Origin of the sequence: Limnothrix sp. FACHB-406 (assembly GCF_014698235.1) — a bacterium.
GTDB lineage: Bacteria > Cyanobacteriota > Cyanobacteriia > CACIAM-69d > CACIAM-69d > CACIAM-69d.
Genome location: NZ_JACJSP010000011.1, coordinates 1 through 24368, shown reverse-complemented (window position 1 = coordinate 24368; position 24368 = coordinate 1). Strand labels below are relative to the sequence as shown.

Below are 24368 nucleotides of genomic sequence, written 5' to 3'. Positions count from 1 at the left end.
ATTCCTAGAACAGAGTGATCTTGGGATTTTCATCGATGCGAACAGTGAGCGATCGCTCGATTTGCCCTAGGTATTGGAGCTTTGAGATCCCATCCTCAGGATGAGTGACCGATCGCGCACGGATGGTCAACGAAGGCTTACCCCCCACTCGTCCAGGGGAGTAGAGGTCGATCGCGGCTTGCTTGAGGGTGGCCACCAACGCCTCCGCTGGCAAGTCTGGCGAAACGGCGATCGTGGCGAGGGTTGCTCCCGTGTCATAAACCAGTTGGTAGGGGGCGGCTCCCTCAATGCGCGGCCGTTCCCGGAGGCTGAGGCCAAAACCAAACAACCCCGCCGCCACCACGATCGTGAATGCGGTGACTCCCACCAGTCGAAATCGCCAGGCCCAGCCCAACACAAACGCCAAAATGGTCAAGAGCAAAAACAGACCATCGGCCGCCAAAGTCCACTTGGCCCCCTCGATCGCCAGTTCCGTCAGCCCTTTGCCATTCAAAAGTTGACTGAAATCCATCGTTTGCATTCCCCTTATCTTCGCTATTTTTTGTCTTCGTTGTTTTTTAGATTGGCTATCTTTCAGATTTAGCTGTCTTGCAGATATTGATCTTTCAACATTCTTTTGGCTATTACGAGAGTGCCCAAAAAGTAGCCTGAGAGGCGAACCAATCGCCAACAGTTGCGGGGGCAAGAAGCTTCAGCCCCTTGTCTGGGCTGGTTGATGAAACCCACAAAGCAGTAGTTTTGGCTTTTCAGACATCCTCTAATGGGATCTTTGAAAAGTTGGGAATGCCCAAAAGTTGGGAATACCCAAAAAAAGGGGTGGCTCACTGTCCACCCCTCAGACTCTATCGGTTTTGCTTCCACCGATGCAAGCGCACCACATGAGCGCAGCCGAATCAGCGCAACCGATTAGCTCCTCTGCATCTTGGTGATCGGGAACCGTTCTGCGATTTGGCCCCGATCCCCAATGGCTCAGGTTTTAATCGTCATCACCCTTGCCGAAGCGCTTACCAATACCAGGGGGCAGGGTGTCAAACGTCCGCTTGCCACCAACGATTTGTTTCGCCAATCCGGGCGGCAGACCCAACAAACCACCGCCCAGGCTGATGTTGGTGATGTTCGTGATGTTGGTGATGTTCGTAATATTGGTGATGTTCGTCACGTTGGTGGTGGAACCGCTGAGGCTACCACCCGTAGTGCCGCCGCCTGTGGTGCCGCCTGTGCTGCTACCGCCGCCCGTGCTACCACCCGTGCTACCGCCCGTGTTGGTGTCCGGCAGGCCAAAGATGCGGAAGTTGCTGGCAACCAATTCTGCTTCGGAGTAGATCTTCAGCGAGAAGCCCGAGGAAACCTTGACGATCGAGAAGAAGTTGCCATCTTCGTCGCGGCCCTTTTGGGTCACGGCTTTCAGCACATCGCCACCGGACTTGAAGCCCAAATTCGCCGCCAGGGCAATTCGATCGTCCTTCGTAGAGAAGTCATAAATCGTCGCTTCGCCGGTCAAGGGGTCGATCGAGCTACTGCCCGTCGTGGAACCGGTTGTGCCCGTGCCCGTCGTACCCGTACCAGTTGTACCCGTACCCGTCGTGCCCGTACCAGTTGTACCTGTGCTCGTCGTACCCGTGCCCGTAGTCCCGGTGGTGGTTCCGAGCGTAGTCCCCGTGGTGGAAGTCGAACCCGTCGTGCCGCCCGTGGTCGATCCGCTCGTGCCGCCCGTCAACGAATCGGAACCCGTAGTGGCCGTCACATCCAACTTGCCAAACAGGAACACATCCTTACCAGCGCCACCCCACAGGGCATCCTTACCGTAGCCACCCTCGATCGAGTCGTCACCTTCGCCACCCAGGATCGAATCATCGCCCTGATCGCCCACCAGGATATCTTTGCCAGCGCCACCGACAATAAAGTCATTGCCATCGCCGCCAAAGATCAGGTCATCCCCAGCATTGCCCGTCAGGATGTCATCGCCACCGAAGCCAAAGATCTTGTCATCGCCACCCAGGCCATTGAACACATCTTTGTTGGAACCACCCCGGAAGAAATCATCTCCCTCGCTGGGCCGGTCAGACAAAGGCGAATTCGTGAAATCTGCATCCCGTTTTTCCTTGATGCCGAATTCTAGGAAGTGCTTGAACAGATTCTTGACCTGTCCGCCCTTGAAGGCCTTGGAAAGGTCTTCGTTGAAGTCCAGGTAGAGATCTTGGTTGAACTTGGGCGAAGGGCTGAGACCCTTCGTAAAACCAACCGCTTGGAAGTGGGCAAAAGCGCTGCTGAATTGGCCGCTGGCAACCGCCGCTGCGGCATCCGGATTGGCTTCCAGATAATACTTGCCATCAAAAAATGTGCCGCTGTTGCGTCCTTCCTTGACCCCAACAGTCAAGAAGTGCTTGTAGCTGTAGGAAAACGACAGATTGTTGAACAGAATGAACCCATCAACATCACCGTTGGTCTTCAGATATTCATTGGGGTTGAAGAAGTAGCTGCCCACCCGCCGTTCTTGAACACCGGCTTTGATGAAGTGTTCAAAGGCGCTGCGGAAGCCGCTAGCTTTCAGCGAAATCTTCAGGTCAACGTTTAGCTCCAGATATGCCTTCGGATCGAAGACCAACGAAGGGGCCCGATCTTCAAACTGCCCAACCGTTAGGAAGTGCTGATAGGCGCTCTTGATGGAGCCACTCTGCACAGCAGCGACCACATCAGGATTTTGCTCCAGATAGAACTTTTCGTCGAAGCAAAGGGACGGGTCGATCGCGGCTCCCGTTGTGGTTCCGGTGGGGTCGGGGGTTGTACCCGTGGTTCCAGTCGTGCCCGTGGTACTCGTGGTTCCGGTCGTGCCGGTCGTGTCTGTGGTTCCGGTCGTTGTCCCGGTGGTTCCCGTTGCGCCCGTAGTTGTCCCGGTGGTTCCGGTTGTTGTCCCGGTGGTTCCGGTTGTTGTCCCGGTGGTTCCCGTTGTGCTCGTAGTTGTCCCGGTGGTTCCGGTCGTGCCTGTGGTTCCAGTCGTGCCCGTGGTTCCCGTGGTCGTCCCGGTAGTTCCCGTGGTCGTCCCGGTAGTTCCCGTGGTTGTCCCGGTGGTTCCCGTGGTCGTGCCTGTGGTTCCCGTCGTGCCCGTGGTGCTCGTGGTTCCGGTGGTTCCCGTCGTGCCCGTGGTTCCGGATGTGGTGGTTGGGGTGGTGGAAGTTGGAATAACTACAGTGTCCGTGGTGGGTGTTGTAGCCATGGTTGTTGATGTCCTCAGATATTGCTGATTAAGTCCCTAGATCTCGACTGGATGAGACAGATGAACGGGCTTGTTCACCTGCCATTTCGATCGCAGTCCATGGGCTGGGCAATCGTATTTCGAGCGATCGGGAAACAATGATTTGCTGATGGTGCGTTATTTCACAGCCCACAGCCTGCATCGAAATAATTGCGATACACCCAAATGCTTAGGATTGAAATTTCCTATAGCCGATCGATTCAGGTCAGTTACTGAGTCGATCGGTTTGTTGTTACGAGCTTTTGGCATCTCTGCCTTGTCAGACGAAGGGTTCCCAAATTGGTTCCCGTTCAATTTCTAAAATTCTGGATATTTTTTTGCATGGGTCTGTGACCATAATTTTTTTGAATTACTGTGAAATGCATGATAGTTCCCGCAGAAAGTTGGGTAATCTAAGAAAATTTGCAAGATTATTTTTAGCGGAATTTTTTAGGATCACAACCGCAAGACTCTGCTGCAAGAGAGCGATTCGAGCCTGGCAATAACTCCCAACTTCTACAGGATGATTGACTGCGAAATCGGACGCTTATGCCAGGTTGAAAACCGGCTAATGGCCCCGTGACTGTTGACCCTAATTTGCTGATCCCTATCTTTGCCCAACCTTTGCCCAAACTGATGTTCTGAAGGGATGCTTGGGGTAGGGTGGAATGGGCAGTTAACCGGATGCGCCGGGCTTGTGGAGTTGCACTGTGGATCGGTTGGACTATCGTGGAGCGCTGGTGGTTTTGGCGGATGGGATGGGGGGACAGTTGGGCGCGTTTTATCGATCGCTCCTGGGAGATCCGGTGCGATCGATCGGTTCGGGCTATTGGGAATTTGGGCTAACGGGCGGTCTGCGCTTAGGAATTTTTCGGCCCCAACCCGAACAGATGGAACGCTTTCAGGGCGCAACGGGGGGCTTTTGTCTCTGCTTGGAAGTGGTGAATTTGGATCAAGCGATCGCCCTGGTGAGCGATCGGGGGGCCACCTTGGCGGGGCCAGTGCGCATTGCGAGCCACGGCCGGGAAATTGACGCGATCGACCCGGCGGGGAACCGTTTGATTCTCTATGAGCCAAATGAATTGGCGAATTCTGGAATTAAGAATTCTTGAACTCAAGGACTTGAACTCAAGGACTTGATCGACAGCTATTGATCAACAACTTGATCAAAAACTAAAGAACTGAGCCACTGGCGGCCAAAACTTGCTCGATCGCCCGAGCAGCCCCATCCTCCTCCACAGACGGCGCAACCCATTGGGCGATCGCCTTGACCGGTTCCGGCGCATCCCCCATGGCCACCCCCAAACCGGCATAGGCGATCGCTTCCAAATCATTGAAGTTATCGCCCACAAACATCACCTGCTCCGGCCGTAAACCCAACTGTTGCTCCGCCAAGTGCCGAAGTGCATTGCCCTTGTTCACATCCGGGTGCGCCACTTCCAAAAAGGTGGATACGGACGTGGTGAGGTAAGCTTCCTGAGCACAGTAGCGCTGGCGCAGTTTTTCCAAAAGATCGCGGGTTAAGTGGCGATCGGGACTGAGGGCCAACACCTTCGTGGGTTCGGGGCCCTGAGCCAGCACTTGCCGCAAATCTCCCACTTCGATCGGGGTCACGCCCGTGCGATCGGCATAATCTTGGCTGGCCGGTGTTAGTTGACGAATCAGCAAGCGATCGTTCACATACAAATGCACCGACAGGCGATCGCCCCAGGCTGGCTCCTCCAAAAAGTCAACCACCTCCCGCGCCACAGTCCGATCCAGCGGGCGGTGAAACAGTGGCTTGGGCTTAGGGCGATCGGCCGGTTGGCTGTGGTCAGGTTGATCCATCCAAGCCCCCTGATAGGCAATCAGCGGTAGGGGGGTTTGAATCTCCCGATGAAACCGCAACGCCGAGCAATACATGCGCCCTGTGGCAATGGTGACAGCCAAGCCCCGGGCCTGAGCCGCTTGGATCGCGGCCAAAACCGGGGGATTAATTTGGTTATTTCGACCCGCGATTGTGCCGTCAATATCCAACACAATCAACCGAATTGCACGGGCCAAATGATGGGGAAATGGCTGCTGTCCGCCACTGCCCGATTGCCAAGCTTCTGTAAACACCATCGGAAGGCCCCTCGCCCTGAAGTCACGGCTTGAACGCTCCAAAGTCTAACGCTCTCCCCAGGGCCAAACCTAGCCAAGAACGGTCTCTGGCAGGGGGAGGGCGATCGAACCATGGAGCATTCAGCAACTACGCGCAGCCGTGGGGCTAGGCCGCAATGGCGCATCGGGAATACATCGATGGTGAGTCTGCGAGTCCAAACAGTGGATCCGCCAAAAACCCAAACTTGGGTCGCCGCGCCACTCGCAACCATCCACAGCCTTCGCTAAAGTGGTTGGTCGCGAGCATGGCCACTATTGCGGATTGGATCCAAAAGGTTCTTGGCCAACGCCAAGGTTTTCATAACTCCCTTCCAGGGAAGCCCACAGGGATTGCAGTTCATGAAAAGCTTCCTCGGGTGAGAGCTTGCCGTTGGTCTCCAAGTTGCAAATGAAGCCAACTCGTTGGGCAAACTCTTGGAGGTTCGCGTTAAAGACCAAATTCTCGGGGCGAACTACGCCGCGATAGGTGGAGCAAGGAGCGATAAAGGTCGCATGGTCTTTCATGGGATAACCTCCAGGTCATACACGATTTGTGAATGGACGAAGAGGCGATCGCGAGCTTCCGGAAGATGTTAGAGCAGAGGGTTAAGGTCTGATTGCACCTGGTTGGAGGATAACGCTGGGCGATCGCGGTAACGGCGTGAGTTGGGCGCGAACGAAGCTCCCTTAAGGGCTTCTTAACCTAAGTTTAACCTAGTTTTGGAATTTTGGGCCTGAATTTGGAAAATTTGTCAAGCACCTGACCTGAACTGGACTGGGTTAAGGTTTTGCACCCGATCAAGACATCAATATTCCAGGGAGAGACTAGATTCCAGGGAGAGACTAGGGACTGATCGGAAAAAGATCCGATCGCTGGAGAAATTGATTAGTTTCAGCATCCCTGAAATTGCGGAGAAACACTGCGATCGCGATCGTCCTCCAGCCCGATCGACATCATCACGCCCCCCTTGGATTTTGGTTTTGCACTCTGGGCTTTTCGCCCTTGGCTTTTTCTCCCCTCAGTTCAGCCAATCAGGATCGTTCAAGGCCTGATTCACCAACGTTTCAAGCGACGTTTCCGTTAGGGTTGCAGGGCGCGAAAAGCCGAGAACAATTAACCATCATGGAGGAAACCGGGGCTTTTCGATGGGCCAAGGCCCAGTTCCTTAAGGATTCGAGACGATTCGTCAAAAAGATCGGAAAGCTCGGGAATGGTTCTGATTATTTCGGTTAACCGTGAACCATCGCGGAGAGCCTTACGGGCCGTGGCGATCCACTGAACTCAGCTCCCCGTTTGCCCTCTAAGGCTGTCCCGTTGTCAATCAATTCCTATTCAATCGCCATCGAAATCCAACGATTGATGGCGACAGTATTTACAATTGGTTACTAAGTAACTGGTTCAGGCAACGTTCGCCATGACTTCAGCGATGACTCCTGTGTTTGATGCGACGGATCCCAAACGGGCCACGATCGAGGCACGGGCAGTGGCAGAGGATGTTTCCGCGCCGGTATCGCCAAATCAGGGGCCCACCGACGACGAAGACATCGAAACCTATCGATCGCCCCACTACGACCCAGACGCGATCGACGCGGCCTATCGAGGACGCTGGTGGGCAGTGCTGCAACGGGCGATCGCCGTTTTGTGGCCCTGCTTCATGTTTGCCTTTGCGATTTGGCGCGATCGCCAGAGCAACCAAGTCAAGCGCAACGAAGCCCGCCGCGCCCGCCAGTTACGAGAATTGCTGACCCAGTTGGGGCCCGCCTTCATCAAAGTGGGCCAAGCCCTTTCCACCCGACCCGACCTCGTGCCGCCGGTTTATTTGGAAGAGTTGACCCAACTGCAAGATCAATTGCCAGCTTTTCCGAATGAAATTGCCTACCGATTCATTGAGGAAGAATTGGGCGATCGCCCCGAAAATTGCTTTGCCGAACTCAGCGAAAAACCCGTTGCCGCCGCCAGCCTGGGGCAAGTCTATCGCGGCAAATTGAAAACTGGGGAAGCCGTTGCCGTGAAAGTGCAACGCCCCGGACTCACGGAGCAAATCACACTTGACGTTTACATCATGCGTGGCCTTGCCAAATGGGCCATGAAAAATGTCAAGCGACTGCGGAGCAACCTAGTTGCCATTACCGATGAATTTGCGGCCCGCATTTTTGAGGAAATGGACTATTCCCAAGAAGGGCGAAACGCAGAACAATTTGCCAAGCTCTATGGCTCCATGGCAGAAATTTACGTGCCCAAAATCTATTGGCAATACACCGGCAAACGGGTGTTAACCATGGAGTGGATTTCGGGAACCAAGCTCACCAATTTGAAAGAAGTGGCCGCACAAGGCATTGATGCCACCCACTTGGTAAATGTGGGGGTGCAGTGTTCTCTGCGGCAATTGCTGGAACATGGTTTTTTCCATGCGGATCCCCACCCGGGCAACCTGTTGGCTATGCCCAATGGTCAATTGGCTTATCTCGATTTTGGGATGATGAGCCGGGTTAAAAAATATCAGCGCTACGGACTGATCGAAGCGGTGGTTCACATGGTGAATCGCGATTTTGCTCGATTGGCGGAAGACTATGTGAAGCTGGAGTTTTTGACCCCTGACACCAATTTGGAGCCAATTTCCCAAGCCCTATCCGGCGTGTTTAGCAATGCGTTGGGATCGAGTGTTTCGGAGCTGAATTTCAAAAATATCACCGATCAATTGTCAGGGGTGATGTATGAATATCCGTTTCGAGTTCCGGCTTACTATGCCCTGATTATTCGATCGCTGGTGACCCTCGAAGGGATTGCGATCAATGTGGATCCGGAATTCAAAGTGCTCAGCAAAGCCTATCCTTACATTGCCAAACGATTGCTCACGGATCCGGCTCCAGAACTACGGGCTTCGTTGCAAGATTTGCTGTTTCGGGAAGGAGATTTTCGTTGGAATCGGTTAGAAAATCTGTTGCGAAATGCCAAGGACAGTACTGATTATGATCTCAATGAAGGGATTGATCGGGCAGCAGAGTTTCTGTTTTCGGAGCGTGGGGAATTTATTCGCCAGCAGGTCGCCAATCGGTTAGTGGAAGCGATCGACGCGGCGGGCCAAAGTGCTTGGCGATCGCTCTTGGACAATTGGGGCAAGTTCCTGAACCGCAACCCGGGCAGTCCGGCAAGTTCCAACCCGGGAACCAACCCCAGCAACCCGCGCGAAACCCTGGAGCGGTTGCAACGCATTTGGCAGTTGCTTCAGGAAACGCCTGGGTTTGATTCCATGAAGCTGTTGCAGTTGGCGGCGCGGATCCTGGTGCGGCCGGAAACCCAGCAGTTGGGTCAACAAATCGCCGGAGAGTTAGCCCAACGCGCGATCGCCCGGTTGATTCGGGAGGTGTTGGTGGCGCGATCGCCCCAGCCAATGACCGATTCCAAGGCGGCCGTCCCGATCGCAGCTCTGCGTTAGGCAATCATCGGGAAAATTTGGATCCCTTGGGACTGGTGCTCAGGGTTGCTTGAGGCTTACTTGAGGGGAAGGCGATTGCTCGATCGGGCGATCGCCTTCTACGTTCAGAGCGCGATCCTCAGTTACCCGGCAGCCCCGCATTAGCTCGCCCAGCATTGGCTCACTCAGCATTCCTTGAGGGTCATTATTGATTTTTTATAACCCAATAACGATAAAAAGATAAAAGACCATCAACGGTTAAATTAAGAAGCGGTTGGCTGGCCGATCGCCCCTCCTCCCGAGACCCGATCGCCCCAGCCCCAAAAACCGCACAATTAAATCAATTCACTCGATCGATCCCACATCGCTTGAAATCGCATCGAGATCGCATCGACTGAAATCAACCGCGAGCGCCTGCGAATAACTGCAAGCACCTGGAATCACCCGTCCTTCAAGCGATTGATTGAACTCAGGGAAGCCAGGGCAACTAGTGCAATTAACGCAACTAGCGCAACTAGCCCCATTCGTGGGCTGGCGTTTGAATTTGAAATTGTTTTGAGAAAACTTGAAAAAAGGAGATCAAGCCGTGGTGGTTGCTGCACCGATTGGGGTTGAAGGGACAACGGATCGATCGACGACGATCGATGTGTTGATTGTCGGCGCGGGTTTAACGGGCTTGAGCGCTGCCCACCGCTTGGTGAATCACTCGGGCAACCGAGGGCGATCGACCCTGGTGGTGGAAGCGCAAAACCGTGTGGGCGGCAACATCACCACCCGATCGGCCGATGGGTTCCTGTGGGAAGAGGGGCCCAACAGCTTCGCCCCCACGCCAGAGCTGCTGAAACTCGCCGTGGAAGTGGGGTTGAAGGATGAGCTGGTGTTTGCGGATGGCAAGCTGCCTCGATTTGTCTACTGGGACGGTCGGTTACAAGCCATTCCCATGAGTCCCGGCGCATTTTGGAATTCCACCTTGCTGAGCGATCGGGGCAAAGCCAGACTGCTGTTAGGTGCGGCGGGTTTTGTGCCCCCGATCGTGGGTGCAGCCATTTCGGCAAGGGGCGGCGAAGAAACCGTCCGTGAATTCTTCACTCGCCACCTGGGTCAAGAAGCCATGGAGCGCCTCGTGGATCCCTTTATCTCGGGGGTTTATGCCGGAGATCCCAATGCCCTCAGTGCTTCGGCAGCCTTCCGCAAAATGGCCGCCATGCAAGCGGCCGGTGGTGGCTTGGGAGCCGGGGCAGCGCGGATTCTCTGGGCCAAACGCCAAGCGGCCAAACAAGCGCCCCCAGCCGATCCCCGCTTACCCAAGCCCAAGTCTGGGGAGTTGGGATCCTTCCGCGAGGGACTGCAAGCTTTGCCGGAAGCGGTGGCACGCGGTTTGGGCAATCGGGTCAAGCTGGGTTGGCAAGTGGAAGCGATCGCCCGTGATCCCCAAGGCACTTACCAGGTTGCGATCGCCAGCCCCGATGGCCCCCAACAGATCACGGCTCGATCGATCATTCTGGCTACCCCAGCTCCGGTCACGGCTCAACTGCTAGAACCCCTCGCCCCCCGAGCCAGCACCGCCCTCAACGCCATTCCCTACCCCGCCGTTGCCTGCGTAATTTTGGCCTATCCCGAAACCGCCTTTGCCCAGTCCCTGCGCGGCTTTGGCAACCTGATTCCCCGCAGCCTGGGCCTGCAAACCCTAGGAACCATTTGGGCATCCAGCCTGTTTGCAGGACGCGCTCCCCAAGGTTGGGCCCACCTAATCAACTTCATTGGCGGCGCACAAAACCCCACCCTGATCCACAAAACCGAAGACGAAATCGCCCAAATGGTTCATGCGGACGTGCGGCGGATTTTGCTGAAACAGGACGTGCCGCCCAAGGTGCTGTCGGTCAAACTCTGGCGACGGGCAATCCCGCAATACACAATCGGGCATGGGTCTCGCCTGGCCACCTTGCACCAGGAGCTTCAGCATTGGCCTGGCCTCTTTGCTTGCAGCAACTATGAAGGCGGCGTAGCGCTGGGTGATTGCGTGCGCCATGGTTGGGAACAGGCCGACGCGATCGAGCAGTTCCTCGGCAGTCGAGTCTAGGCAGTCGGGTCTAGACACTCAGCCCCCACCCACCCGATCGGGGATCTATTTTTGGATTTTGGATCGCGTTGAATTGTTTTGAATTACGTTCAACCATTTCTCAAAGGGCGCACAGTTCTCCTTTCGCTGTGCGCTCTTTGTTCAAATACCTGCGTTCTAATAGCTGCTGGTTGATCCCTAATTTGTGGATGATTAGTTGATTATTGGTTGTTGATCCCTGTTTGTTGATTGTTGTGCTTTTGACGATTGTTCTGGCTATGTTGCTGATTTTTCTAGTTTTCATGTCTAGATCTGCCCTTAAATTCATTTTTTAATTCGTTTATTGATTGATATTGTTCATTTTCTTATCTTTTTCACAGATTTTTACGATTTTTCTAGCTCCCAGATGCCTGTTGACCAACTCGCCAACTAGTTCACGGCCATTTCACTGATCGGCCCTTGGCACTCCCGTTTTTAGGCGACTGCATTGGAACTGCTATTTGTTTAGTCATTGCCGTTTATTGCGTTCTGATCGACGAAAATTTGGCTGATTTGTGAATTTTTATCGCGAAATTTCAAGAATTCTCAAGCTTATTAAAGGTTAATTGCAAAGCCGGGACTTTCCCAAACACCCAGCTAAATCGGGATGGTAATTTGGGACAGCACAGCCGCTCATTAGCGGTTCTTATTAGTGCCTTTTGTTTAAGAAATCATCAAGGGAAAAACCATGCAACCCGAGCAAAAAGATTTGGTCACTGGTGTTATTTCCGCTGCCGTTGGAGCCGGTGTGGCGGTGTCCTTCGCGGTGGCGTTCGGCCAAAGCCCCTGGATCGCGATGGGCATTACGGCTTTTTCGGCAGGTGTGGCCCTGTTGGTTGATCGCACCGGTTTGATGTAGTCGCCTCGCTGCGGTCTCTTTTCCTAAAATACGGCTCCCTAAAACAGGGAAAGCTGATCGTTTTGGGAATCGTTTTGGGATCCGAGGCGATCGCCCCCAGTCCGATCCCTGGCCATTGCTGCCGCACCTTCGGTGATTGATAACTGATTCCAAGGCAACGGGGCGATCGCGGCCACGGCCGGAACCGTCGCCGCCTCTAGTAAAGCCTGAAACTGGCGGGCCGTGTGGGGCGAATGCTCCTCGATCGGGCAATGGACAAAAAAATACAGTTGCACTCCTCGCTCCAGCCAGCGCAACACTCGATCGCGCCATTCCAACAAATAAGCCTCATTGCGCCAGGCTTCCGGGTGGGAAATGAACCGGACGATCGCGAACTCCGCCGTTACACAGGCTTGCAGCGGCAAATCCGGTTTGCGGCGCTGGGATTGCCGTTGGGGATCGTCCCGGGCCAAATCCAAACCCCGATAAATGGGCCGCGTGTCCAACACCACCCGACCAATCCCCAGTTCTCGTAACCAACCATTGAGACGATCGCGCCAATGGGGCAAAAACCAATCCCGGTGACGCACCTCCAAAGCCAAAGGAACATCGGTTGACTGTCGCCATTGGCTCAAAAACTGTCGTAGATCTGCGCTCTGGCTGGGGCCGTAGCTAGGAGGAAGCTGGGCAAACAAGGGCCCGCGCCGATCGCCCAAGGCCGCCGCTCGCTCCGCAAAGGCCAACGCTGCCGGCCCGCGATCGAGCAAGGGCCCCAGATGGGTCACATCCCGAGGCAACTTCAGGCAAAAGCGAAATCCATCGGGAACCAACGATCCCCAGCGCTGCACCGTGGCTGCCGTGGGCACACCATAAAACGTCGTGTTGCCCTCAACGGCCCAAAACCGCTCGCCATAACAACGCAGGGCTTTTTGCCCCGAAGTTCTCGGCGGATACACCGAACCCACCCAACCGGGATAAGACCACACGGCACAGCCGAGCCGAAATTGCCAGTCGATCGCCATACCCTATTGCTATACCCTATAGATCCTTCTAGATCCTTCAAAATAGATCCTTCAGAGTATCTTGCAATCATTGCTTCTCCAAAATGTCCCACAATCCTCCAGGGGGCATGACCCGTCACGGGTAAAGCGACATCCAAATTCAGTAGCCCTCGCCCATAGCTCAACTCCCTATTAGTCGCAAGCCCAATGATCCGAGCAAAATTACGCTCAAAGACTGACTGTGATTGATTTGTGTTCGTTTGGGTTTATAGGGTCTGAGTCGCATTGATTGTTCTGAAGTTTAGAAAACCGTCGTTCAGAAAATTCTTGGCGATCATTGTCGAGAAAAGTCAAATTTTTCAGAATTTTGAGCTTATTTTGGGCAATTTTTGGGAATTTTAGAACTTAGCCCCTATTTGCGCCTCTTCCATCAACCACAAGCGCAAAACCGTTTGGCGATAGTTGATTCACAGTTTCATCCACTACTCAAATCAGTGCATCTTATTCCGTAAAAACCCTGAGATCAGGCTGCGGATATTAATCTCAAGACAACTCTATCCCCCAGGACAAGCCACCATCAGTAACAAGCCTTAAACGCAGGGGCCAGAAAAACTAAGAAGTCAGAAAAACAACAAGGATCGGAAGTATAAATTGTTGTTGATGGCAACACCAACTGGGTCACTGACCCAGCAAACTTGCAAAGTAGTTCAGGCAGTTTCAAGGAGTTGAAAAATGAAGCAGGCCTCGATCGCGAGGCCGCGTGCTGGGAGGGAAGCGGGGATGGATCAATGCAATAGTGACTCTGGAGTTAACCGATGTTTGGACGTAGCAAAAAACTAATGCCGTCAGTGACCTATTTGGCTGAGGGAAGTGATTTTCAAGGAAACTTAAGAGTCCAGGGCGGTTTACGGGTTGATGGTGCGGTGCGGGGCACGGTGGAAGTGAATGGGGATTTGGAGATTTCGGCGACTGGCTCGATCGAAGGGCCCGAGGTCAAAGCCGGCAACATCATCATTCACGGCACAGTGAAGGCCAGTATTGTGGCCGAAGGAAGTCTGACCCTAACGCGCACCTCGCGCTTGGAGGGGGACGTGGTGGTTAGCGCCTTGAATATTGAAGCGGGGGCTTTCTACGTGGGCCACATTGTCACCAAGGATGCCAACCTATTGCCCGTCGCTCCGCCGATTCCCAAATTGGTGGGCCGCAGCGAGTAGGGATTTCCAGGGATTTCCTAGGACACTAGGCAAGGTGAGAGGGGGCACCATGCCGTGAACAATCCATCAACCATTCAAAAACAACCGACCAACGACCGGGCCCCAATCGCCGTCGGGACTACAGATCCTACTGACCATTGAGATCATCGAGATTGGGTCTATCTCCTGGGGTTAGCGGTTCAGCCTCAACGACTGCGGCTTAACCCTAGGAGATAGATCCAGTTCTCTTGAGGGGGGTGTGGGCTTGGCAGGGCAACGGACAGGTGGGCCAAACCCGATCGAACCCAAATCAACTGGGACCCAAATCAACCAAAACGCTGATCTACGGCCTCAGTTTCACGATCTCAGTCACCGATTTCAGTTGCCCGATCGCCCGGGATATTCGGGATACATGTCACGGGGGCGATCGCGCCCGTCAATGCATTGGCCCATGGCGGTGGTGAGGTCACTGGTCACCTGGCGATTCAGGGTGGTGACGCAACGGGCAAACCGTTCGGGCAGCAAACTGCGGCGACAGTGATCCAAAACGGCGCTGCCGTCAACGGCTCCGGCCCGCGAGATGCTGACCACACAGTTGGCGGTGTCGATCGGGCGGCGAGCTTGCCGACAGGTTCTGAGGGCCGCCTCCGCTGAGATGGTGGTTTTTTCGTCAATTCGCTCCACGCAGTCGCCCAAGTCCTCGGGGTGGAGCACATAGGCACAGGAGCTAGCAATCAGGTCGGGGCTGATGTTGGAGTCGCGCAGGTCGCGCACACAGCGATCATATTCGTTGGCTTGGGCAGCGGTGGGGGTCAGCAGCAGCGGCAAACCCAGGGCGATCGCTGCGATTGTGGATTGAAGTTTCATCGCAAAGTTCAAGCGGTACTTGTGATGGGGACTTGATGGGAACTAGATGAGGAACTGTTGAGCCGTTGGACGATCGAGGACGGGGCGATGGGCAAACGAGGCACATCCTCGATCGGGAACAGGGGCACGGTCGGCCGTTTCCACCTCCCTAGGCTAGAGCTTTTCTGGGCTGGCGCTGCCCTGAACTCTAAAAATTGGTGCGATCGCGGTTGGCGGCCGTGGCCCGTTCGATCGTGGTGGCCACCGTCACCGATCCCAAATCACCGTCGGCCCGGGTGCGCAGGCTGAGGCTGTTGGTTTCCAGCTCTTTTTCGCCGACCACGGCCATCACGGGGATTTTTTCCTTTTCGGCGTTGCGGACGATTTTGCCCAGCCGATCGCCCGAACCATCCACCGTGGCCCGAATACCCGCCAGTTGCAGTTGCTCCACGACGCGATCGGCGTAGTCGCGGAAATTGTCACCCACGGGCAACAGCCGAATTTGCTCGGGAGCCAGCCAGAAGGGGAAATCTCCGGCGTATTCTTCGATCAGGATGCCCACCAACCGCTCGATCGAACCGAACGGGGCCCGGTGGATCATCACCGGCCGCTGACGGCTGCCATCGGCGGCGACGTATTCCAGATCAAACCGCTCCGGCAGGTTGTAATCCACCTGCACTGTCCCCAGTTGCCACTCGCGCTCTAGGGCATCCTGGAAAATGAAGTCCAGCTTGGGACCATAGAAGGCCGCTTCACCGGGGGCCTCAAAGGAATCCATGCCCAGGGTTTGCACGGCCGATCGAATGGCGTTTTCGGCCTTATTCCAGGCCTCATCGGAGCCGATGTACTTGTCGGAGTCGGGATCGCGGAAGCTAAGACGCGCTTTGAAATTCTTCAGTTGCAGCGCCCTGAACACCGTCAGGATCAGATCCACCACCTTCAGGAATTCCGCATCCAACTGCTCGGGCGCAACAAACAGGTGGGAGTCATCCACCGTGAAGCCGCGCACCCGTGTTAGACCGCCCAACTCGCCGGACTGCTCGTAGCGATAGACCGTGCCGAATTCCGCCAGGCGCATCGGCAGCTCCCGATACGATCGCAACTGGCTCTTAAAGATTTGGATGTGGAAGGGGCAGTTCATCGGCTTCAGCACAAAGCCCAACTCGGCGGCCGCCTCCTCCGGCGACTCGGCCATCATCGGGAACATGTCTTCCTTGTACTTTTGCCAGTGGCCGGAGGTTTTGAACAAATCCACGCGGGCAATGTGGGGCGTGACCACGGGCAAATAGCCGCGCTTGACCTGTTCGCCTTTGAGGAAGTCCTCCAGGATCGATCGCAGCATCGTGCCCTTGGGAGTCCAGAGGGGCAAGCCCGGACCCACGGGATCCGCAAAGATAAACAAGCCCAAGTCTTTGCCCAGTTTGCGGTGATCGCGCTTCAGGGCTTCTTCCTTGCGGCGTTTATATTCGGTCAGTTGCTCGGGGGTTTCCCAGGCCGTGCCATAGATCCGCTGGAGCTGGGCCTTGGTGGCATCGCCGCGCCAATAGGCTCCGGCCACGGTTTCCAGTTCGATCGCCTTGGGGTTAATTTCTGAGGTGTTTTCCAGGTGGGGCCCGGCGCAAAGATCCCACCACTGATCGCCCAGGTGATAGAGGGTGATCGGTTCGGTTTTGATGTCGTCGAGAATTTCCAGCTTGTAGGGTTCCCCGATCGCCTCAATCCGGCGCTTGGCTTCCTCGCGGGACACCTCTTCGCGAATCACCGGCAGCTTTTTGTTGATGATTTTGATCATCTCTTTTTTGATCGCCTTCAACGCCTCTTCACTGAAGGGTTCGGGGCTATCAAAATCGTAGTAAAAGCCGTTTTCGATCCAGGGGCCGATCGTCACTTGAGCCTTGGGAAACAAGCGCTGCACCGCCATGGCCATCACGTGGGAAGTGGTGTGGCGAATTTTTTTCAGCGTTTCCGATTCGCTAGTTTTCGGCAGGGTGATTTTATCAACCTGGTCGGCGGCGGGCAGGGGACGATCGGGCAATTGCTGAACCATACCAACGAAACTCAACAACAGTAGAAAGCGACGGTCGATCGCGCATCGTGGCTACTCTAACGCTAATTGACGACATGGCCCGACTTTTGGTTCGCGAACCGCCGCTTGGGGCCTTCTATCTTAGCGAGGCCCGCGATCGGGTAGCGTTTCGGGACAGGACGCTCAGGGGCACAATCAGGGCGAATGGGCGGAAATGGGCGAAAATGGGCGGAAATGGGCAGTTTAGGCGCGATCGCTGTCGGGCAAGCTATAGGGCACAATCCCGTTACCCTTGCCCGATCGGGCCCGATAAAGGGCCACGTCTGCCCGGTGCAACAACTCAGCCGCCGTGCGGCCATGGTCTGGGAAACTGGCAATCCCGATCGCCACGCCAATTCCTTGGGGCGCAAACTCCAGCAGGGACGCATCCAGCGACGACAACAGTTGGCGCAACCGCTCCGCTCGGCGACAGGCTTCCTCAATCTCCGTGTTGGGCAACAACAGCACCAAGTCATATTTGCCGTAGCGCCCCAGGGCTTCCAACTCAGAGATATGGTTGCGCAACCGCATCACCACCCGTTGCAACAAATATCGGCTGGTATCTTGGCCCGAAAGGCGCTCCGCCACAGCCAAACCATCCAGGGCGATCGCCAACAAACTCAAGGGTTGCTGGGCACGAGCCATACTTAACAAGTCGCGCTGAAGCCGCTGCTCCAAATATTGCCGATTAAACAGTTGCGCATCCTCATCTTGAAGCGTCACCAGGTTATGTTTTTGGCGCGATTGCATATCAGACAAGGCCAAGCCCAAGTGCTCCGCCACGGCCGTGGCCATGGGTTGGTATTCGGAAATCAGACGCTGATTGGGCTGGGTGCAAAGGTGCAACAGGCCCAAGGTTTGCCCCCGCCCCACCAAGGGCATACAGAGAGATTCGCCAATGAACCCCTCAAAGGCGTGCTGACAACGCAGGTTTTGCGGCCCCGATTCTACTCGGTGCGATCGCCCACGCCGCAGGGCCCAGCAATGGCGAAAGGCAAAGGTCGATTGGCTGGAGAAACTATCGCCCCACTGGCTGATCAGGGAAAATACGCCCTTGCTGTCGTCGTATAAAAACACCCCTCCACTACAGCGGGGAAACAAAGCCATCAACACACTGGGCAAGGCGCGGCCCGCCTCAGCGATGCTCAGGCAAGTTTGCAGCAGACCGCTGAGATCGCCCAGCAGTTTCAACTCCTGGTTACGGCGCTCTAGGGTATCAATCCAAGCCTTGAGCTGAACATTGGCTTCAGCCAGGGCCCGCTCGGCCCGTTTGCGATCGCTGATATCACGCGCCACCCAAATCACGCTGCTGTGGGAGGTGGGGGCAATGTTGGCAATGAACCAAGCCTCCTGTTCTCCCAGCCGCAGGGAATATTCCAAGGACAGGGAACGTTGTTGCCGAATAGCTTCCCGCGCAGCGGCCAACCAAGGGCCCGATCGGGTGGAATCCGTCAGAATTTCCACCATCTGATTAATTAGCTCACCCCCATGATTCGACACCTGGGCCAACTGGGTAGGCATCACCCGCACATGGGCCTGCTCCGTTGACAGTTCCAGCACCAGATCCGGCAGGGCTTCCAACATGCCCCGCATTTCGGCATAGGCAGTCATTAACTGCTGCTCAGCCAGGTCACGGTGATCAGCCTGTTGTTGCAGGCGCAAAATCAATTCTTGGGAAACGACCATCAGCGGCAACACCCCGAGGGGCCGCAGTCCCCCATCCACCACGGGCAAAATATCGAGGCCTTGGCGGGTAAACAGATCCAACAGGGTTCGGAGGCCCTCAATGGTGCCAATCCATTGCCCCAAGTCCTTGAGCAAGATTGGTTGGACGGCCTGGGCAATGGTTCCCAGCAGCCGCGTGGGCTGAGTGGCCAGGGCCCGCAAGAGATCCCGAGGCAAGACCACGCCCTTAAGCTGATTGCTTTCGAGAACCAGCAAACAACTCGATCGGGCAGCACTATCGGGCAGAGCCATCCAGCGCCGTGCCGCTTCCGCCACCGATCCAGACGCTGAGCCTGTGGCAAAGGTTCGTTGAACAGCCGCTTCAATTTCCATGCATCCTGGCCACCGACAGGCTCAGACAGTAGATTGCGCAAGATATTTGAGCATTGGGGTTGCGGATTTCATTGCGGATCTCCATTAATGTCATCGATCGCCTGATCTCCATGCAGATGGCTCTAGGTCAATCGATTTCATTAATTTGATCGCCTTGATCGCCGTCGAGTTGATCACCTTTCGATCACCTTGCCCCACCCTCGATCGCCCCGATTTTCCCGATCGCCCTCACCCAATCACTAGATTTAATGGATTGGCGCAGTAGCGATCAGTTAACGTGATCGGTCTGATCGGGCCGATCAGTCTCATCAATGGGTACTGATCAAGGGGACTGTGAATCTCAAGTTGATTGTGATCGATGATGGGTCAATCAGTCGTTGATCTGAGTCCCGATCGATTCCCCCAGTGCATCACGCATGATCGGTCATGAAATCACTCATGCAGTTGATGGCGAGCCATCTTCCCTTGATCGATCACAGGGGATCACCGGAGATGCAACCAGTTTCATCAAGGGCGATCGCCCCATTACCCCTCGGCTGTGGCTCGATCGGCATTGATCAAACGGATGGATGAAGACAATCGATCTTAGAACCGCAAATCGTAGACCGCAAATCTAGGCCGCAAGCGCCGGCAGCCGATCCCGAACCACAAGCAACCGGCCACAGGGCTGTGCTCATCTACCCTTGCTGTGTTCAGTGCTGTGCTCAATGTTTGGCGGCCAACAACCCCAAGTCAACCCAAACCAACCCAAGCTCAATCGATGATCGGCCCCGAACTTAACTCTAACTTAGGGCCGGAGTCTCGGTTGCATCGGCTCACGGAGTTCACCATTCCCCAGCAGCCACCGGCCGCTCTCCCCAAAAGCCGCCAAACCCAATTGCCAAGCCCAGCGATTCGGCCTAATTGCCAAACCCAATTGCCAAACGACAGCCATTTGCACCCTGTCTGGTAAAATTTGGGAGACTTCTACCGTGTTCGGCTTCTATGGGGTCAACTGGGGATCGAATCGCAATTGACGCAATGGGCGGCGACTATGCCCCCGAAGAAATCGTCGCCGGAGCCGTGCGCGCCAGCGAAGAACTGGGGGTTAAGGTTCTGCTAGTCGGTGATCCCCACAAAATCGAGGCTTGCCTGAAAGAGCACAATGCTGGTTCAAACCTCGAAATTGTGCCCGCCGATGGTGTGGTGGAGATGGACGAAGAGCCATTAACCGCCCTGCGCCGCAAACCCAATTCTTCCATCAATGTGGCCACGAATCTGGTCAAGGAAGGCCGAGCCGATGCTGTGGTTTCGGCGGGGCACTCGGGCGCGTCCATGGCGGCGGCACTGCTGCGGTTGGGACGAATTCCGGGCATTGAACGCCCCGCGATCGGGGCCGTGTTGCCAACCCAGGTCAATGGCAAGCAAGTTTTGATCTTGGATGTGGGGGCCAATGTGGACTGTCGCCCCAAATTCCTAGAGCAATTTGCCGTGATGGGTTCCATCTACAGCCAACATGTTTTGGGGGTGGAACGGCCCAATGTGGGCTTGGTCAACATTGGCGAAGAGGAATGTAAGGGCAATGAACTGGCCCTGCGGGCCCATCAGTTGCTGTCGGAAAATCCCGCCATTCACTTTGCGGGCAATGCCGAGGGGCGCGATATCCTCTCAGGCCAGTTCGATGTGGCTGTTTGTGATGGCTTTGTGGGCAATGTGCTGCTGAAGTTCGCGGAAGCGGTGGGCAGCGCGATGCTTCAGGTGGTGAAGGAAGAACTACCCAAGGGCACACGCGGCAAAATTGGGGTCACGGTGTTGAAGCACAACCTGAAGCGCATTAAGCAACGGGTCGATCATGCGGAGCATGGGGGCGGTTTGTTGCTGGGCGTGAACGGGGTTTGCATTATTGGCCATGGCAGCTCGCGGGCCCCTTCAGCCTTTGGGGCCATCCGCCTCGCCAAGGCGGCTGTGGAATCTCGTGTGATTGAGCGAATCCAAGCCCAGTATCAACAAAGCGTGCAGCAGGCTGTTGCTTCGGAGAATTAATGCAAACGCGATCGCCCTTTGGAATCGCCCTCATTGGCAGCGGTTCAGCTTTGCCGGATGGAATTTTAGACAACCTCGCCCTAGAGCAGTTGGTTGAAACCTCCGACGAGTGGATTGCCACGCGAACGGGAATCCGTCAACGGCGCTTGGCGCAACCGCAGGAGTCCCTCACGCCGTTGGCCGCAAAGGCTGCTCAGCGGGCGTTGGCGATGGCGGATCTCCAGGCGGCTGATTTGGATTTGATTTTGCTGGCCACCTCCACGCCCGATGATTTGTTCGGGAGTGCTGGGGCGATCCAAGGGGCGATCGGGGCGAGCCACGCGGTGGCGATGGATTTGACGGCGGCTTGCTCGGGGTTTGCGTTTGGCTTGGTGACGGCGGCTCAGTTTTTGCGATCGGGTGTTTATCGCAATGTGCTGCTGATTGGGGCCGATGTGCTCTCGCGCTGGGTGAACTGGAACGATCGGGGCACTTGCATCCTGTTTGGCGACGGGGCAGGGGCTGTGGTGTTACAGGCGATCGATTTGCAGGAGCAACCCGCCGCTAGCGATGCTCTGCTGGGGTTTGAGCTACGCAGCGATGGCTCCATGAACCATGTCTTGAACCTGGCGGGGGAGACGATCGAGCAGCCTCTCAAAAACGGAACCGTGGTGGGTCAAGGCAATTTTCAGCCGATCACCATGAACGGTCAGGAAGTCTATCGTTTTGCCGTTAAGCGAGTTCCCGAGGCGATCGAGAAGGCCTTGCATCGGGCGGAACGGTCGATCGAGCAAGTAGATTGGCTGCTGTTGCACCAAGCGAATCAACGAATCATCGATGCGGTGGCTGATCGCCTTGGGTTGCCCCACGAAAAAACCATCAGCAACTTAGAGCGATACGGCAACACATCCGCCGCCTCCATCCCGATCGCCCTTGATGAAGCGGTTCGTGACGGACGAATTCAGCCCGGCCAAACCTTGGCCCTGGCTGGGTTTGGGGCTGGTCTGTCCTGGGGCGCGGTCATTGTCCGTTGGGGCCGCTGACCGCCACAGCCCAACCGACTCACAGCCTTAATCTCACAGCCTTAATCTCCATGAATTGGCAAGCTGATCAGAAATTCTGCACCTTGGCCAATCTCGGATCGCACCTCCAAGCTCCCCCCGTGTTTATCCACAACAATTTGGCGGGCGATCGCTAATCCCAACCCCGTTCCCTTGCCCACGGCTTTTGTCGTGAAGGCATGGTCAAAAATATTCGATCGCACCGCTTCGCTCATCCCTTTCCCATTATCCCGAATAGCAATCTGCACCTGTTGATCCACAACTTGGGTACAGATTGTAATTTGTTGCGGATGGGCAACCCAATGCTCAAAGGGTGACCCCTGGGCCAACTCATCAAACATATCGATCGCGTTGGCCAGCAAATTCATAAACACCTGGTTCAGTTGCCCCGGAAAGCAATCGATCGGGGGCACATTGCCATAGTCTTGAATCACTTGAATCGCTGGGCGATACTCATTCGCCTTCAGTCGATATTTCAAAATTAGCAGCGTACTATCAATCCCTTCGTGAAGATGAGCCTGAATCTTATATTGGGTGTCCGCCCTCGAGAAGGTTCGCAAGCTATTACTAATTCCCTTGATTCGATCGGTTGCTAACTGCATAGACTTCAAGAGCGTCGGCAAATCTTCACTTAAAAAGTCTAGTTCGATCGCTTCCGCATGGCTTTCAATGGCCGATTCAGGATCAGGGTAATATTGCCGATAGAGCGATAGATGGCTTAGCAAATCTCCAATGGAATCCTGAAGATTTTGGATACTGCCATTTAAAAAGCCGATCGGGTTATTAATTTCATGGGCCACACCAGCTACCAAATTGCCCAACGAGGCCATTTTTTCGCTTTGCACCACCTGTAATTGGGACTGCTCAAGCTGGTGGGCATAGGTTTGGGCTTGCTGATATAGGCGTGAATTTTCCAGAGAAATCGCAGCCTGGGCACAGAGAAAGTTCAAGACCAGTAGGCGATCGTTCGTAAAAACATTAGCCACCGCGCTATTTTCTAAATATAAAATCGCCACCAACTGCGATTGGTTCAAAATTGGCAAGCACAACACACTTTTAGGGGCAGCCTGAATCAAATATTGATCTGTGATGGGCAGGCTGGTTTGGCCCTGGTCAATCACCACTGTTGTCTCAGTGTTCTTCACATACTGCACCAACTGCACTGGCAAAACAGGGCAAGTTTCCAAAGATTCTGTGCAGACTTTCACTGATTCTGGCTGGGCGATCGCCCGCACCTGCCAATCACCTTCACCACCGGCAACCACCAGCGCACAGCGATCGCCACCCGAACATTGCAAAACAATTTGTGTTAGTTGCCGCAACAAATCATCTAACTGAATCGTACCGGCCAAGGTCTGAGAAGCACGAATGACCGCCGCCAAATCCAACATTTCATTCACGTCGGAAGCAGAAGAACTGGGCGTACCACTAACCTGGCCTGAAGAATTGTGAATTGCAGATGTGCGGAGTGCCGGCGGAATTGTAGCCGCTGCCAGCGTTTCTAAGGGATTAAAAACTGGCACAGGCGCTCGCAAAATTGGACTCAACAACTGTGGATAGCGTCGCTCCAAATCCGCAGTTTTGGCCTTCGCACCCCAACGCGCATAGCCATAGTAAGCCTCTTGCATATAACCGGCAGCCACCTTTTCTTTACCCCATTGGAGGTAGAACTTTGCTGCCAGCTCATTGGCCAGAGCTTCCTCATGGGAAAACCCACTTTTTTTAGCATCAGCGATCGCACAGTCATAGGTCTCGATCGCTTCAGTTTTTTGCCCCAACACTCGATTAACCTCAGCCGCCACCAATTGCCAACGATGCGCTTGATTTTCTGGCGCATAAACTGCCCATTGATGAAGGCGATCTTGGGCCCCTTGCACTGATTCCCAAATTTTGGTCTGTTCTGATGATGTTGCCAAAGAGTACTGCTGAAGTTCGATTAACGCTTGGTAAAACACCCAAGTAGACATTGAAAAGAAGCCAATTCCTGCATCCTGATACTCTTGAACCCTTGGAATTAACGCTATAGCTGCTTCATGTTCTTCAAATAGGTAGTACAGGAAGATTTGATGCAAATAACCACTGAACAGAGAGGCTCGATCATTCCCCACCTTGAGGGAGGGAGCCAATTGCTCCAGATCAAAAACATCGCCCTGCAAACGATAGGGAACAGTCGATCTACCCAGGAGATTCAGCACCACTTGTCGATAGGATTGATGCGCACGCAAGGCTGCTTGCTGCTTCACTTGCTCAATCACAACTTCATGGCTCAGCAGTTCCTCCGCTAAGCCCAGCAGCTCTCGCCCACTCCAATATTGATGATTAGCATAGGTAAATAAACAGAAGTGTTGAATGACAGATTCAGGTTATAAAAAAGGGGTAAGAAGATGTAATTCTTACCCCAAACAATCAAAAAGTAGTACACCAATGTTACGCTCATT

At 54.8% G+C, this 24368-nt stretch carries 18 protein-coding genes; 8 read left to right on the top strand and 10 right to left on the bottom strand.

The annotated features are described in order from the left end of the window. Positions 1-4: 4 nt before the first annotated feature. Both H6G53_RS11805 and H6G53_RS19080 read right to left on the bottom strand, forming a co-directional pair. Positions 5-511, bottom strand: a complete 507-nt coding sequence (locus H6G53_RS11805) for a Ycf51 family protein (protein WP_099534598.1) — start codon at positions 509-511, stop codon at positions 5-7. Positions 512-976: 465 nt separating this feature from the next. Beyond that, positions 977-3214: a calcium-binding protein gene (locus H6G53_RS19080; protein ID WP_190533146.1), complete on the bottom strand. Its 2238-nt coding sequence runs from the start codon at positions 3212-3214 to the stop codon at positions 977-979. A gap of 728 nt (positions 3215-3942) precedes the next feature. Here H6G53_RS19080 and H6G53_RS11795 point away from each other — a divergent pair. Then, complete coding sequence (locus H6G53_RS11795; protein WP_199291598.1) at positions 3943-4344, top strand: VOC family protein; 402 nt, start codon at positions 3943-3945, stop codon at positions 4342-4344. Between the two features lie 61 nt (positions 4345-4405). Here the strand turns inward: H6G53_RS11795 and H6G53_RS11790 are convergent, their stop codons facing one another. The 3 genes from H6G53_RS11790 to H6G53_RS11780 form a co-directional block, all read right to left on the bottom strand. Next, entirely contained in the window at positions 4406-5335 is a 930-nt protein-coding gene (locus H6G53_RS11790; RefSeq protein ID WP_190526755.1) for a Cof-type HAD-IIB family hydrolase, read from the bottom strand. Positions 5336-5480: 145 nt separating this feature from the next. Then, positions 5481-5621 (bottom strand): hypothetical protein, encoded by a 141-nt coding sequence (locus tag H6G53_RS11785; RefSeq protein ID WP_190533143.1) that lies wholly within the window; start codon positions 5619-5621, stop codon positions 5481-5483. Positions 5622-5626: 5 nt separating this feature from the next. Continuing rightward, complete coding sequence (locus H6G53_RS11780; RefSeq protein WP_099534583.1) at positions 5627-5878, bottom strand: hypothetical protein; 252 nt, start codon at positions 5876-5878, stop codon at positions 5627-5629. Between the two features lie 478 nt (positions 5879-6356). On the opposite strand from H6G53_RS11780, the gene H6G53_RS11775 reads away from it, so the two are divergent. The 4 genes from H6G53_RS11775 to H6G53_RS11760 all read left to right on the top strand — a co-directional run bounded on the left by H6G53_RS11775 (position 6357) and on the right by H6G53_RS11760 (position 11726). Further along, positions 6357-6587 carry a hypothetical protein gene (locus H6G53_RS11775; protein ID WP_190533140.1) on the top strand — a complete coding sequence of 77 codons (231 nt, stop codon included), beginning with the start codon at positions 6357-6359 and terminating at the stop codon, positions 6585-6587. A gap of 193 nt (positions 6588-6780) precedes the next feature. Continuing rightward, a complete protein-coding gene (locus H6G53_RS11770; RefSeq protein ID WP_190533137.1) occupies positions 6781-8790 on the top strand; it encodes an AarF/ABC1/UbiB kinase family protein in 2010 nt (669 codons plus the stop codon). 568 nt (positions 8791-9358) lie between these two features. Further along, a complete protein-coding gene (gene hemG / locus H6G53_RS11765) occupies positions 9359-10849 on the top strand; it encodes a protoporphyrinogen oxidase (RefSeq protein WP_347343139.1) in 1491 nt (496 codons plus the stop codon). A 706-nt stretch (positions 10850-11555) separates the two neighbouring features. Further along, the gene (locus tag H6G53_RS11760; RefSeq protein ID WP_190355568.1) at positions 11556-11726 is read left to right on the top strand and encodes a hypothetical protein; all 171 of its coding nucleotides are present in this window, start codon (positions 11556-11558) and stop codon (positions 11724-11726) included. A gap of 38 nt (positions 11727-11764) precedes the next feature. Here the strand turns inward: H6G53_RS11760 and H6G53_RS11755 are convergent, their stop codons facing one another. Next, positions 11765-12727, bottom strand: coding sequence for a DUF72 domain-containing protein (locus tag H6G53_RS11755; protein WP_190533134.1), 963 nt, complete (start codon positions 12725-12727; stop codon positions 11765-11767). Positions 12728-13521: 794 nt separating this feature from the next. On the opposite strand from H6G53_RS11755, the gene H6G53_RS11750 reads away from it, so the two are divergent. Next, positions 13522-13920, top strand: coding sequence for a polymer-forming cytoskeletal protein (locus tag H6G53_RS11750; RefSeq protein ID WP_099534580.1), 399 nt, complete (start codon positions 13522-13524; stop codon positions 13918-13920). A gap of 357 nt (positions 13921-14277) precedes the next feature. Here H6G53_RS11750 and H6G53_RS11745 read toward each other — a convergent pair whose 3' ends face one another. The 3 genes from H6G53_RS11745 to H6G53_RS11735 form a co-directional block, all read right to left on the bottom strand. Beyond that, positions 14278-14766 carry a hypothetical protein gene (locus tag H6G53_RS11745; protein ID WP_190355570.1) on the bottom strand — a complete coding sequence of 163 codons (489 nt, stop codon included), beginning with the start codon at positions 14764-14766 and terminating at the stop codon, positions 14278-14280. A 187-nt stretch (positions 14767-14953) separates the two neighbouring features. Continuing rightward, positions 14954-16792 carry a threonine--tRNA ligase gene (thrS, locus tag H6G53_RS11740; RefSeq protein ID WP_099534578.1) on the bottom strand — a complete coding sequence of 613 codons (1839 nt, stop codon included), beginning with the start codon at positions 16790-16792 and terminating at the stop codon, positions 14954-14956. Positions 16793-17014: 222 nt separating this feature from the next. Continuing rightward, positions 17015-18868, bottom strand: a complete 1854-nt coding sequence (locus H6G53_RS11735; protein WP_099534577.1) for a diguanylate cyclase domain-containing protein — start codon at positions 18866-18868, stop codon at positions 17015-17017. Positions 18869-19852: 984 nt separating this feature from the next. Here H6G53_RS11735 and plsX point away from each other — a divergent pair. Beyond that, the gene (gene plsX, locus H6G53_RS11730) at positions 19853-20890 is read left to right on the top strand and encodes a phosphate acyltransferase PlsX (RefSeq protein ID WP_099534574.1); all 1038 of its coding nucleotides are present in this window, start codon (positions 19853-19855) and stop codon (positions 20888-20890) included. Then, positions 20890-21912: a beta-ketoacyl-ACP synthase III gene (locus H6G53_RS11725; RefSeq protein ID WP_099534573.1), complete on the top strand. Its 1023-nt coding sequence runs from the start codon at positions 20890-20892 to the stop codon at positions 21910-21912. Before plsX ends, H6G53_RS11725 begins: the two co-directional genes overlap by 1 nt. 41 nt (positions 21913-21953) lie before the next feature. Here the strand turns inward: H6G53_RS11725 and H6G53_RS11720 are convergent, their stop codons facing one another. After that, a complete protein-coding gene (locus H6G53_RS11720; protein ID WP_199309221.1) occupies positions 21954-24155 on the bottom strand; it encodes an ATP-binding protein in 2202 nt (733 codons plus the stop codon). Between the last annotated feature and the right edge of the window lie 213 nt (positions 24156-24368).